The organism is Endozoicomonas sp. (assembly GCF_031844845.1).
GTDB lineage: Bacteria > Pseudomonadota > Gammaproteobacteria > Pseudomonadales > Endozoicomonadaceae > Endozoicomonas.
Genome location: NZ_JAVRMB020000364.1, coordinates 1 through 12,465, shown reverse-complemented (window position 1 = coordinate 12,465; position 12,465 = coordinate 1). Strand labels below are relative to the sequence as shown.

At 46.2% G+C, this 12,465-nt stretch carries 13 protein-coding genes; 7 read left to right on the top strand and 6 right to left on the bottom strand.

Annotated elements, in window-relative coordinates; all coding sequences use genetic code 11:
• A partial coding sequence (locus tag RM811_RS20350; protein WP_402527734.1) for a hypothetical protein occupies window positions 1-249 on the top strand: 249 nt, incomplete at its 5' end.
• Between the two features lie 117 nt (window positions 250-366).
• Here the strand turns inward: RM811_RS20350 and RM811_RS20345 are convergent.
• Both RM811_RS20345 and RM811_RS20340 read right to left on the bottom strand, forming a co-directional pair.
• Window positions 367-861 carry a DM13 domain-containing protein gene (locus tag RM811_RS20345; RefSeq protein WP_402527733.1) on the bottom strand — a complete coding sequence of 165 codons (495 nt, stop codon included), beginning with the start codon at window positions 859-861 and terminating at the stop codon, window positions 367-369.
• A 170-nt stretch (window positions 862-1,031) separates the two neighbouring features.
• On the bottom strand, window positions 1,032-1,490 hold the full coding sequence (locus RM811_RS20340) for a hypothetical protein (protein WP_402527732.1): 459 nt from the start codon (window positions 1,488-1,490) through the stop codon (window positions 1,032-1,034).
• Window positions 1,491-1,601: 111 nt separating this feature from the next.
• Between RM811_RS20340 and RM811_RS20335 the strand changes: the two genes are divergently transcribed.
• Both RM811_RS20335 and RM811_RS20330 read left to right on the top strand, forming a co-directional pair.
• Window positions 1,602-2,030, top strand: coding sequence for a secondary thiamine-phosphate synthase enzyme YjbQ (locus tag RM811_RS20335; RefSeq protein ID WP_402527735.1), 429 nt, complete (start codon window positions 1,602-1,604; stop codon window positions 2,028-2,030).
• 160 nt (window positions 2,031-2,190) lie between these two features.
• Entirely contained in the window at window positions 2,191-2,436 is a 246-nt protein-coding gene (locus RM811_RS20330; protein ID WP_402527731.1) for a hypothetical protein, read from the top strand.
• A gap of 119 nt (window positions 2,437-2,555) precedes the next feature.
• On the opposite strand, the gene selD is transcribed toward RM811_RS20330, so the two are convergent.
• A complete protein-coding gene (selD, locus tag RM811_RS20325; protein WP_402527730.1) occupies window positions 2,556-3,590 on the bottom strand; it encodes a selenide, water dikinase SelD in 1,035 nt (344 codons plus the stop codon).
• A 180-nt stretch (window positions 3,591-3,770) separates the two neighbouring features.
• Here selD and RM811_RS20320 point away from each other — a divergent pair, with 180 nt between their 5' ends.
• Complete coding sequence (locus tag RM811_RS20320; protein ID WP_402527728.1) at window positions 3,771-5,018, top strand: sialidase family protein; 1,248 nt, start codon at window positions 3,771-3,773, stop codon at window positions 5,016-5,018.
• Between the two features lie 244 nt (window positions 5,019-5,262).
• Entirely contained in the window at window positions 5,263-5,748 is a 486-nt protein-coding gene (locus RM811_RS20315; RefSeq protein ID WP_402527727.1) for a hypothetical protein, read from the top strand.
• Window positions 5,749-5,800: 52 nt separating this feature from the next.
• Here the strand turns inward: RM811_RS20315 and RM811_RS20310 are convergent, their stop codons facing one another.
• The 3 genes from RM811_RS20310 to RM811_RS20300 form a co-directional block, all read right to left on the bottom strand.
• Window positions 5,801-6,331 (bottom strand): DUF2878 domain-containing protein, encoded by a 531-nt coding sequence (locus RM811_RS20310; protein ID WP_402527726.1) that lies wholly within the window; start codon window positions 6,329-6,331, stop codon window positions 5,801-5,803.
• 2 nt (window positions 6,332-6,333) lie between these two features.
• On the bottom strand, window positions 6,334-9,771 hold the full coding sequence (locus tag RM811_RS20305) for a hypothetical protein (protein ID WP_402527725.1): 3,438 nt from the start codon (window positions 9,769-9,771) through the stop codon (window positions 6,334-6,336).
• A 407-nt stretch (window positions 9,772-10,178) separates the two neighbouring features.
• Window positions 10,179-10,382, bottom strand: coding sequence for a hypothetical protein (locus tag RM811_RS20300; RefSeq protein ID WP_402527724.1), 204 nt, complete (start codon window positions 10,380-10,382; stop codon window positions 10,179-10,181).
• A gap of 751 nt (window positions 10,383-11,133) precedes the next feature.
• Here RM811_RS20300 and cysD point away from each other — a divergent pair.
• Both cysD and RM811_RS20290 read left to right on the top strand, forming a co-directional pair.
• On the top strand, window positions 11,134-12,066 hold the full coding sequence (gene cysD, locus RM811_RS20295) for a sulfate adenylyltransferase subunit CysD (protein ID WP_402527723.1): 933 nt from the start codon (window positions 11,134-11,136) through the stop codon (window positions 12,064-12,066).
• The coding region (locus RM811_RS20290) for a GTP-binding protein (RefSeq protein WP_402527722.1) at window positions 12,066-12,465 on the top strand (400 nt) is incomplete at its 3' end. The genes cysD and RM811_RS20290, both read left to right, overlap by 1 nt.

Sequence of the window (12,465 nt, the reverse complement as noted above, 5' to 3'; positions counted from 1 at the left end):
AAAACCGTTCTTCCCAACGAGCGAGAGATGGCAGTCGGGGCATTTAACTTCAATAAGACACGTCATAGGACGTATATTGGGATGAAGAGTATTTTTGTCAGTATGGGATTATCCCTATCCACACATTTGGCCCACTACCCGATCACTGTTACAAACCCGCTCCCTGCAACATTCAATGACCGGTTCCATCGAGGGGCAACGCCAAAAGTTCGGACCATGGTTGAGTTTTTGAGCGAGGCCTTGGGGTGATGGAAAGTAGTGATGGCAAATGGGGCTGGAAACTTGATTTTATTCGTCAAATATTTCGATATTCGTCTCATGAAGCCAGGCCTTCATCCTTGATTTTCTACCATTCTCGCTACGGGCTTACGGCTGATATTGCCCGGAGGTAATAAACTGTCCAAAAGCCTCACACCAGACGATGACGGTGTTGTATTGGGCCGGGTCAATAGTTGATGGCAGTGGAATAATAAAATTGTCGAAGGTTTTGATATCGCCAACCCGGACCATCCCGGCCTTGTGTTGATTAAAGGCGGCTTCCGTTTCAATAAAAAGTGGCGACAGATAAAGCTTGTAGTCGGGTCCGGGGGCCAGCTTTCCGACAAAACTGATGGAGTCTTTATTGATACTGAACTCTCCCTCTCCCCAGTGGATCTGATCACTGTCTTCCCGATTCCTGGTGAAATGCCCCAGGAAACGCTGGGACTGTCGGCTGTACTCAATAGCGGATTTCGGAGGGGACTCCGGAGCGGTCAGGATTGGCAGAAGGTAAATTCCGATTGCAAAACCCACCGCCAGGCACAGGCTATGGGAGATGATCAATAATGGCAGTCGGGGGAGAGTAACGCTGCGGTGTTTCATTGTTTAAACCCTGTGCCTGAATAAAAAGAAAGCGTATTGGCGCCGTCATCAGAACTGTGAATTTTCGTTGCTGGTGTGTTGCGGTGGCTGTCTCACTTTTGATTGTGGCTGTACAGTCGTCTTTTAAGATAGTCCAGATTCGAAATGTCATTGCCATTGCCTTTGCGGAGTCATAGCTTCTCGGGGGGCCTGCTCTGGCACGCATGCTTTGTATAGAACTTGATGGCGAGGGGAGTGCTCAACCGGAAAGCCTCGTCTTCAAAGCTTCTGTTCATGTAGTGCTTCTGGAACTCTGAAACGATAATTTGCCTATTTTCCAGTTGTCGTACATGAACCATTTCGTGAGCCATAGTGATACGGACTTCACTGGGCTCCAGTCCACTGGCCAGAGTTATCTGATATCTGCCGTTTTTCAGTGGTCGTGTAGTTCCCAGCATATTGGGCTCTGGCATTATCTGGCGAATGTACTCAATGTTGACGTCATGATGAATACCCAGTTCCTCCATATAAAAATTCTGCATAGCCATAAACGAACATCCTGAAGGATTGAGATCTCCATCAAAAACCGCTTCCACAGGGAGTGATGCAATAGCCAGCCAAAGTGTATGAATATATACGATTGTCTTCACAGTAATCTGTCTTTTATTGGTGAAGGTGCCGTCAAAGGTGCCATCATAAACAGGTGCTTATCTTTTATGGCAAACAGATTGCTATCGGCATCTTTGCATGAGGGTTTAATGATGTGGTTACAGAAACAGGTTGGACTTTCCCCTTATCAGCGTGGTTTTCACCTTATAACTGAAGAAATCACCAAGAACTTGCCTGAGTTGACCCAGTACAAAACAGGCCTGTGTCATGTATTTATACAGCATACTTCTGCATCGCTGACATTAAATGAAAATGCTGACCCTAATGTACGCCATGATATGGAAACCTTCAGTAATCATTATGTTCCTGAAAGTGAAGACTATTTTCTGCACATAATAGAAGGCAGTGACGATATGCCGGCTCATATTAAATCCAGCCTGTTTGGTGCCGATGTAATGATTCCGATTAGCAATGGTTTACTCGCACTTGGTGCCTGGCAGGGTATTTGGCTGGGGGAGCATCGGGATAATGGGGGAGGCCGAAACCTAATCATCACTTTACAAGGTGAAAGTTATCAGTAATTATGAATTTCAGGTATTAACAGATAATTACTTATAAGGAGGCGTAAACCGAACTGGCATTTCACGGATGCTGGACTATAACTATAAAATCGGAATATGAAGTTAAATATAACATATCGGAGCAGGAGCTCCGATTACCAGTATATTAGAGGATTTAGCTATGGCACGGAGAAAGCCGAGTAAAGCTGCTGCTGGTTTTGATGGTGTTGATATTGGTTTTTTAGGAAGTCGTGATGAACCTGCCGAAGAACGGACAGTTGAATCGCGCAAAAAACTGAGAGCCAGTCTTGATGCCCAGATTGAAGCGTTTCTTAAGAAAGGTGGGGAGATAGAAGAGGTTCAATCGAACATTACAGCAGACCCACCGCAAAAACCCTCCGGTGAGTATGGTAATCGACCTATTTAGCACAAATTTAAAGCCCGGTGTCTACCGGGCTTTTTTTATGCACTCCCAGAAACGCACGACTGCATGGATGCAGGAGTTAGAGTAATGCAGGAGCAGTTACCGAGGAGCAGTTTTTGACGTTAAATCACTTCTACCCAATTACCACCGTCGTATGGTGACAGTTCTCCAATAGCCTCAAGCGATAATCCAAACCTTTCGGCCACGTTATGAAACGCTTCATCTATGGATGGGTCTACTGCAACCAGAAGCCCACCACTGGTTTGAGGGTCACAAAGAATGTGTTTTTGAGATTCCGTAATATCAGCAGCCTTATGACCATAACTGGCGTAGTTTCTTTCCGTTCCACCCGGAACACAGCCTTGCTGGCGATACATTTCTACATAAGGGAGCAGTGGTAGCTTGTCAGCATACAGGGTGGCTTTAACCGTGCTTCCTTCACAGACTTCCAGAAGGTGGCCGAGAAGGCCAAAGCCGGTAACATCGGTGATAGCGCTGATACCGTTGAGCAATGATAAGTCAGCACCGATTGTGTTCAGAGTACACATTGAGTCACGGGCGATATGCTGGTGCTCATCTTTCAATAGTTTCTTCTTTTGTGCCGTAGTGAGAATACCGACGCCCAATGGCTTGGTAAGGTAAAGCCTGTGGCCTGCCTGAGCCTGGTCGTTTCTCTTCAGGTGTTCAAGAGATACACGACCAGTAACGGCAAGTCCGAAAATGGGCTCAGGGGCATCAATACTGTGTCCTCCCGCCAGAGGTATACCAGCATCAGCACAAGCCTGACGACCACCGTCTACTACCTGTGCTGCAACTTCTGCCGGTAGCTTGTTAATTGGCCAGCCCAGAATGGCAATAGCCATCATGGGAGTACCCCCCATGGCATAAATATCGCTGATCGCATTGGTGGCAGCAATACGGCCAAAATCAAAGGGATCATCGACGATGGGCATAAAGAAATCAGTGGTGCTGATAATCCCTTCTCCGTTGCCAAGGTCCATAACGGCAGCGTCATCTTTACTGGCGTTTCCTACGACAAGATTTGGAAAATCGGGAAGAGTGAGGTTGGTTTTCAGAATGCAATCAAGTACCTCTGGCGAAATTTTACAGCCACACCCGGCACCGTGGCTATATTCGGTAAGTTTAACAGTTGCCATTAATACTACCCCTGACAAGAATTCCATAAGGTCGGCTACTTTAGCATTCCAAAGACTTCATGGAAAAGACAGGAGGCTGGAATAACCGGTACCGGAGTGTTCCGGGCAAATGCCTGAATAACTTGAATAGCCTTCCTTATGGTCAAGACTATTAAGCAAACTCCTAATGAGGCTTTCACGATGAATGATAGAGGCCGTCAATCAGTTGCTGGCAGGCTGATCGCCAGATTGTTTTTCCTGGCTACCCTGCTGTTGTCTGTGCAGGTACTCAGCGCAGTCAGGGCAGAAGATGCGTTTCTCATGCATCGGGATGTTTTTACCGGTGGTTCAGATAGACCGGAGGGATATCGGCTCTTCCGTTTACCGAGTATTGTGGTTCATAAAGAGGTGGTGATCATCTTTGCCGAAGGCCGGGAAAATCGACGAGATGATCCCGGAACCAGTGATTCCATGGATATTGTTTATAAACGAAGTGAAGATGGCGGGTTGACCTGGGGATCACTTCAGGTACTGGCCGATGGTACCGATCACTATCCCGACCTGCCGAAGTCCAATGTCGCCTATCAGCCCACTACAGTGTTGGATAACGACCATGGGTATTCACGTCTTTTTACATTTTACAATCGCGCTCAGACACGGCCATTTTATCGTTACTCCGATGATCTCGGCCTGACATGGTCAGAGGAAATCAGTTTTCTGGAAAGGATTAATAACCGTCCGGAGTCTTTTAAAAAGCTGTCGGTTAATCTTGCCAGTGGCGTGCGGATGAGCGATGGCAAGCTGGTTATCCCCATGAATACCGTACTGCCTGATGACCCTGCGGGGACAAACCGGCCATCAGTGGCCTACAGTGATGATCACGGGGCAACCTGGCATTATGGCGGCCATTCAGCACCTGGGGCCAATGAACATCAGATTACTGAAGTATTTAATGGTAATGCATCCCGGCTTTACAGTTCATCCCGCAGGGATGGTAGAAGCCAAAACAGTCGGCGCATCAACTATGGGATTTATAATGAAAACACTGGTCAATGGGACTGGGGCTGTAACAGTACCCCGGTAGATGGCAATGGTAGTGAAATAATGGCAAATGCTGTTAGTGCAGGAGTTGAGCGCTATACACAGGCAAACGTAAATGGCGAAACCATCAGTCGTCTGTTACTGACCATTCCTCATGGGAAAAATTCAGCCGGGCTGTTTACCCGCCGTGACTTGAGTGTCTACGTCAGTACCGATGAAGGTAGCACCTATGACCGGCCACGAGTATTGCTTTCCGGGTTAGCGGCGTACTCTGATATTGCCAATGTTAACGGTGACAGGTTCCTGGTGGCCTGGGAGCGGGACCCGGCGGGAAGTCATGGATTTATTACACTGACCATGGCAAATCGCCATTTTCTGGATAGCCATCCAACACTCAATCCGGACTAATATCAGGTAGTGACAGCAGACAGGTCTGGCTAAAGGTTTGACTATCATAAAAAATATAATACTCTGGTCGAATAATCAGGTCGCCTGAAAAGCCATAATCGAAATGCCAATCAGAGATGCGCCGGGTGCCTTAAAAAGTAAGGGCTTTTCTGGTGGCATATTATAGTCATGAATGACTGGCTTATGGCTGATGCAATATAAGCGCAGACAACAATAAATAAAATTGATGGATTAGGAGTCTCTGATGGGAGCGCTAACTTTGCCTTGTTCTTCTGTTGATGATTTGCTGCACAGCCAGTCAGCAGCATTGCAGGAGTGGTTTGCCAGCGGTGGTCATAAAATTGATGGCCTTCTGGTTCGAAAATCTTCATCCTGGCTTGAGCCTGAGCAGTTTATTAAAGCAGGTTCTGATGTTCGGTTTGATACAGCACGTTTTCACCTGATGATGTGCACTAAACGGGATATCTGGCGGGTTTGTATCGACATGGTTTTTCATACCAGGGTCAGGCTTATGGAAGATGGGTCAGCCGCCGGGCCTGGCCTGTTATTCAGTGTGCTGGACGATGAAGGGAAAAGTATTCCAGTGGATTATTTTGCTGTCAGTGTTCCAGCATCAGCGGAGTCTATAGCGCCTGAGCAGTGGTGCAGCTACTGGTTTACGAAGTTTGTGAAAAGTCATCGCATTAATCGTGTTTTTGCTTATAAAGAGTTTGAAGCAGAGATTGATTGATAACGTTCCTGGCTGAGTGTGGCTTTTTCAGGAAAGCTGCACCAGAAGCAAATCACTGACTTTTTGCCTTATTCAGCCATGCCTGAGAGAAGGACTGGAGCAGTGGAATGATCATTGCCCAGATAATGGCCAGGGTTAGCAGAGTTTGCCATAAAGGCTGGGCAAGCGTGATATCTGTCAGTTTTGCTCCCGCCAGATAGCTCAACGGCCCGCCAAACAGTCCGAGTAAAGACCCATAAAGCTTATGGTTGCGTGACCAGTCAAGACTGTGCCGGAGCGTCGTACCGAATATTAGCCAAAGGCACGCTAACCATAGCGGTAACATGCGTCCATAGTCATTTAACTGAGAACCGAATTGCAGGATATGAAGATTACCGAGAAAACTGTCCACTGCGCATCCAATCAGAAAGGTGATGGCCAGCAGCTGCTTTTCCTTTTTCCAGCTTCCTATCCATGTCAGGTGAATAAAGAGAACAACCGTTGTTGCTGCCAGAGCAATGGGGTTTCCTCCGAGGACACAGGCAAACCAGCCAATCTGGAATAATAGATAGTTGATAATCAGTTTTGTTTTGTTAGTTGTCATTATCAGAAATCGGGAATACGATCCTGACACAGTTGACAGCCACCATCGAATAAAACCACAGGTTCAGGATTTTGTTGAGTTGAGGCTTTATCACTGTCAGTCAGTTCTGTTGCTGTCATCCGTTCGACCTTGTTTTGAGTATCAGGCCGTAAGCCCAACCTGGAATGTGTTTCTATAGAGATTCTTTTTGGAGAATCTGAAACCATAGAATCGGTTGAATGTTTGATTAATCCAAAAGGACATGCATAGACTTTTCTGATCAGCAGGCTCTGTTTATCCTTATCTATCTGGAACTCAACGTGGGTGCACTTTTGGCCGCCGGCAGGCCTAATGGTATAGGCTGCATTCTGTACTTCGCGAGCAGGGCTTATGGTAATAAGCTCATCGGAAGTATATAGCATGATTGGACCTATGTGTGCATTGAGCTGGCTTTTAAGGTTATCTATGTAAATATCCGCAATAAATGAGCCTGTTGCACAGTGGATAGCGAAGGCACCCTGGTGAGAGTAATCAAGCATAACATCTCTCAAATGACGCCTTCTCGAATCATCATGTACTCCTCCCGATGCCAGGAAAGCATCGAGCTTACCGAGCAGTCTTTCAACTAACTGCTTTGCTTGAGCATCGCGGGTGGTACCGGGAAAATCAGACAGGTTTCGATAGCTTATTTGCTCAGTTGAATTTGAATCATCATTTTGCTTCAATCGTATATCTAAAAACAGGCCATCAGCATCGCGAGCGACCTGATCCTTTAATTTTTCATGGGTAAGAGTTGGCTTTGATAGATCAGTTTTTTCCTTGCTTAAATAGTATTGTATTGGCATATGCTCCGGTACTCTCTCACTGAGAGCGCCTTCTTCAGAGGAAAGTAATTTTGAACCTTCGTAGTACTGTTTAAGAAGGCCTTCGCTGATTACTGATACTAACTCCAGGGACTCATCTTTGGATGTAGCTGCTGTTTGCCGTGGCTCAGGGTGTTTTTTCTCAGATCTGGCAAAGATGTTCGAAAAGTTATTTAAGGATAACTTTCCCCATCCAGTGGTTTTTTTAGATTTTTGAGCGCGAATGGTTTTGCCAGTGGGTAGCTCTTTTGGCTCAGCTTTTGACGCAACAAGAGCCGGTGTATTAGCGGTGTGGCCTTCAGAAATAACTTCTTCGGTTTCACTGGTTTGTCTTCCTGAAAGAGGATGATCTTGATCTTCATCCCGGTCTTTGCCTTCAGAATGATTCGTACCGGAATCAAAAGCCTCAGAAGCAGTTATCAGGGGCGCAGTTTTCTCTGCAAGGTTGAATGCGTTAGCTGTGAAGGTAGAAGAAGGGGCTGTTGTTTTTTCAGGTTGGCTCTTATTTTCATTAGCTTGCTGTGCAGCTACAGGTTGAGTGCGAGCGGATGGTAGTTCTTTATCAGGCAGTGGCCCATTCTCTCTTGGGGCTAAAACGCTTATTGGATATTCGGGCGTTACGGGTAAAAGGGTCTTGAGCATTTCTTGGGCTGGTTCTTTTATACCAAGAATGCTGGAACCAGATATTTTGCCTTCATGGGCCTGCATGCTTATTGGCTGGCTATTGCCCCGTGTTTCTTTGAAGTTTCCAAGCATCCCATGAATAATTTCTTCTGTTCCTGATGCTTGACGCTGTCTGTCAGTTGTGGCTTGTTGCCTCATCATTGGATGTGTGGAGACAGATAATATTTTCTCTACTGGCACATAGTTCCCATCCGGATATTGTTTGCTAACAGGCACCCTGGTTTTATCTGCTTCTTCGACTGAAGCAGGCGTGTTTAAATTTGCCAGGGAAAGATCTTTTTCAGGCTGTTCAGGCGGACTGCAGGATAAAACGTCTTCAACAGGAGTCTTCGTTGGTGCTGGTGCGATACTGAATTGAGCAGAGTCAGTAACGGTTACTACCAGGTTTTCAGCGGTATCTATTTCTATGGCCTTTTCCAACTCACCCAATGCACGCCCACTTTCCAGTGCAAACCATTTATCTAACTGCAGTGCCGGCAATTGGCTTTTGTCGATGCCCAGGTCGCAGGTTCCGTGGTTATTCAGGCAGTATTGCAAATTAGCAAGATCATCATGTGTTGCTTGACGGTTTATTGTAATGACGGTAGCGGTTGATGGAACGTCCCAATTAAAGAGTAAAGACACTTTTAAATGATGATGAGTATTAGCATCAGCCGGAATTGCCAGTGCTGAGCTTGAGTGTTCACTGGTGGCAGGTCTCATTAAGTCTTCTTCAATCTTAATCACACAGTCTGGCTGCTTTATAGAATCAAGGCCAGTGTTATCAGAAATCGATCGTCCAGTATTGGCAGGGGTAAGCCGTAATTGGAGCTTACCGCCTGAATCTTTGAGTTCTCCATTGAAATAGAGCGCTTTCCCATCCGAGAAAAGCCTTAAACCCGTTGTGTCGTTGCCATGAGTAGTAACCACCTGTTTTGCAGATGATCTAACCAGTGAAGTTGAAGTTCTGCATTCGGTCACAGACTTTTCAGAGAGACCGGTGAGATTATCTGAAACGGATGCCGACACTCTTTTTTCAGCGCTTTTATAAGATGTTGAGCGAGTGTGAGTATCCGTACTTTGAATGGGTGCTTTATCTTCTTTTCCCTCAATAGCGGGAGCCGTTTTATTCTCTGTCTGTTTTTGAAAAGTTAATTTTTCATTTTTTCGGGTTTTAGTATTTTCATGAGTTTTTGCTTTTAAAGATAAGTCAGAGAGGGAAGCAGATGCTCTGGTAATACTTTCTGGTTGCGTCTTTTTGGTGGCAGGTCTTTTGCTTTGACCTGGTGTGATCTTCTTCTGGGATTGCAATGGTGAAGAGGTGTCTGCCTGTTGACTTATAGAACCCGGATCGAATGCTGTGGCAGTCTTAGGGAGTGGTAGCTCTGTTTGCGGTGAAACGCTTACTGCACACTTTGCAGTTTGTTGCTTTGCAGTCTGACTATCGTCTTCTACTTCTTCGGAAGCTTCTGAAACAATGTGAGCCTGTTTCGCTACTGGTAGTGCCTGATTTATTGGTACGATTTGTTTCCCAATACTGCTCGAATCGTTAATGGGAGCTGGAAGTACATCCTCCGTTGGTCGACCTTCTTCGAGCGGGTCACCATCGACAAGAGAATCTTCAGGAGTTTTCGGTACTTCTGAAACCTTTGATTCTTCTCTTTCGATTGTGTTGAAAAACGAGCTATCAGATTCATCATCAAAACCAGCATCTGAGCTTAAGCCTGGTTGATCTCTTTGAAACAAGATAGGAACAGTAGCAGGACTATTTTCGGCTCTGTTAGCACTAGTAGTGGAAGGCTCTTTTCTAGCAGCTTTTACCGCTGGCAATGACGAGCTGGAGTTGTCGGGTTGGTTGTGCTTTCGAGCTTTACTCGTATTTACACTGCAATCTAATGCAGCATCAGGGTTGTCATCTTCAGGCTCTGATTGCAAAGGACTTCCCCGTGACGACATAGAGTTGTAGTCAGAAGATAAGCTCTTATTACTTTGCAATGATGAGGTTGATCCATCATAAGCGGAATCAACTTCTAATGAAGTTGGGGCTGTTCTATTAAGCGTATTTTGATCACGCAGGTATACAAACAGCGCATTTGTCAGAGCCTCCGTGGATGCTTCATCTTCCGTACGTTGACGGCTGATAATTGGTTTAGCGTTTCCGGATGCGTGAGTTTTTCCATTTTGAGTTGGCGTATTGGCTGCTAAATGTGTTGTATTGCCCTTGCTGGCTTTCGGCGGTAGCGTACGTCCTCGTAATGAAGGCTCTGGTCGTAAATAATTTTGATCGGGCGTCCCGGGTGTATTTCTTACGGAAGCCGGATTCTGGAGGCTGTTGTCAGTATTTAACCGGGAACCCGGGTTGTCAGGAAGAACACCACCAATAGAGGGGTTAAGGCTTTGGTCAGATAGTGCTTTGTGACCAGAAGCTGCGGATGCATCAGGTCCCGGTTCAGGTAAGAATGGTTTTGAAGACTTTTGTTGTGCTTTGTTAACAGCGGGTGACCCATATATTTGCCTCGAAGAGGCAGGGCCTGAAGAATCACCAAAAGTGTTTTCCAGTCTCTTAATATTCTGGTTTATGTAAGGAAGCACACTGTCTGCTGGCATGGCTTTAGCCTTTCGATCAGACAGTGCTTTATAAATAGCGGTGGATGCAATCGTCCCTGCGGCAAAATAGCTTGCTGTAGCCAGGCCAAAAACCAGACCCAGGGGGAGAAAAAAGGAGGTCAGTAACGTCAGTAGTCCGGCAAGCACAAATGGCAGGCTGGTAAGAAGTGCTACCTTAACATTTTTCCCCGAGAAGCGGCCGACATCCTCTTGGTGAGTGGCGTCTGATTGCTCCAGTTTCGCTAGTTGTTGCTTAGGAGATAAAGCTTCTACTGGCAGCTGACTGTTCATTGTATACATCCCTATGTCTGGTTTGATTTATCTGGGATTAATTGGAAATTGAAGACATCGTTAATGTCTTGATATGTCTTGACCCTTATTAATTTGACATTACGGTTCCATATTGGTTCAACGGACAGAATTGGCTCATATTCGGGAGGGAGAGAAGGCTAAGGTAAAGTGCTTGTTTATATTGATCGTTAAAGAGGCTTGAGGGATAGGAAAACGCTATTTATTCAGATAGTTAGGTGGTTATATAGTACTCGGATAGAATCTTCGATACCCATTATCTTAAAAGCCAAGAGATATATTTATATGTAAAAACGATCTACATATTAAATTTATTATTCTTTTTTCACTGATAGTATTTCACTTGGAGCACAACAATAACTTCGCTTTAGGTCGAAATGTATGTCGGATCAACACTCTCATCATCAAGAGCATCATCAAGAGCATCATTTAAAACAGCTGGAAGCGGAAAGCATCCACATCATGCGGGAAGTGGCTGCCGAGTTTGAAAACCCTGTCATGCTGTACTCCGTTGGCAAAGACTCTGCAGTCATGTTGCATTTGGCCATGAAGGCCTTTTACCCCGGAAAACCTCCTTTTCCCTTGTTGCATGTGGATACCACCTGGAAGTTTCGGGAGATGATTGAGTTTCGAGACCAGCGGGTGAAAGAGCTGGGGCTTGAGCTGCTGGTTCATACCAATCCGGAAGGTCTTGAGCAGGGGGTTGGACCATTTACCCATGGCAGCGCCAAACACACCGATGTGATGAAGACTCAGGCACTCAAACAGGCACTGGATAAATACGGGTTTGATGCGGCTTTTGGTGGTGCCCGCAGGGATGAAGAGAAGTCCCGTGCTAAAGAGCGTGTTTATTCCTTCCGGGATAAGAACCACCGCTGGGACCCAAAGAATCAGCGCCCTGAACTCTGGAATATCTATAACAGCCAGGTAGAGAAAGGGGAAAGTATTCGGGTCTTCCCGCTGTCCAACTGGACGGAACTGGATATCTGGCAGTACATCCATCTGGAAGAGATTCCGATTGTACCGCTCTATCTCTCCAAAGAGCGCCCGGTGGTGGAGCGTGATGGCAACCTGATTATGGTGGATGATGATCGGATGCCACTGAATGCTGGAGAAGAGCCTCAGATGCGTAAGGTGCGTTTCAGAACGCTTGGGTGCTACCCATTAACCGGCGCCGTGGAGTCTGAAGCGGATACCTTAACCGAGGTGATTCAGGAGATGCTCCTGACCAGAACCTCTGAGCGACAGGGCCGGGTTATTGACCACGACAGTTCCGGATCCATGGAAAAGAAAAAGCAGGAAGGGTATTTCTGATGTCACACCAGTCTGAACTTATTGCCACCGATATCGAAGAATATCTTTCCCGTCACGAACGCAAAGAGATGTTGAAATTTCTGACCTGCGGCAGTGTGGATGATGGTAAAAGCACACTGATTGGTCGTCTTCTTCACGACACGAGCATGATTTATGAAGATCAGCTGGCTGCTGTTACACACGACAGTAAGCGTGTAGGAACGCAAGGCGATAAACTGGATCTGGCCTTGCTGGTGGATGGTTTGCAGGCAGAACGTGAGCAGGGCATTACCATTGATGACGCCTATCGCTACTTCTCAACAGAAAAACGCAAATACATCATTGCCGATACGCCGGGACATGAGCAGTACACCCGAAACATGGCAACAGGGGCATCCACCCTGTCTCTTATACACATCT

Bases quoted from the DNA above. Each gene is read 5' to 3' on its own strand.
- RM811_RS20345 (WP_402527733.1), bottom strand. From the start codon at position 861: ATGAAACACCGCAGCGTTACTCTCCCCCGACTGCCATTATTGATCATC.
- RM811_RS20335 (WP_402527735.1), top strand. From the start codon at position 1,602: ATGTGGTTACAGAAACAGGTTGGACTTTCCCCTTATCAGCGTGGTTTT.
- RM811_RS20330 (WP_402527731.1), top strand. From the start codon at position 2,191: ATGGCACGGAGAAAGCCGAGTAAAGCTGCTGCTGGTTTTGATGGTGTT.
- selD (WP_402527730.1), bottom strand. From the start codon at position 3,590: ATGGCAACTGTTAAACTTACCGAATATAGCCACGGTGCCGGGTGTGGC.
- RM811_RS20320 (WP_402527728.1), top strand. From the start codon at position 3,771: ATGAATGATAGAGGCCGTCAATCAGTTGCTGGCAGGCTGATCGCCAGA.
- RM811_RS20315 (WP_402527727.1), top strand. From the start codon at position 5,263: ATGGGAGCGCTAACTTTGCCTTGTTCTTCTGTTGATGATTTGCTGCAC.
- RM811_RS20310 (WP_402527726.1), bottom strand. From the start codon at position 6,331: ATGACAACTAACAAAACAAAACTGATTATCAACTATCTATTATTCCAG.
- cysD (WP_402527723.1), top strand. From the start codon at position 11,134: ATGTCGGATCAACACTCTCATCATCAAGAGCATCATCAAGAGCATCAT.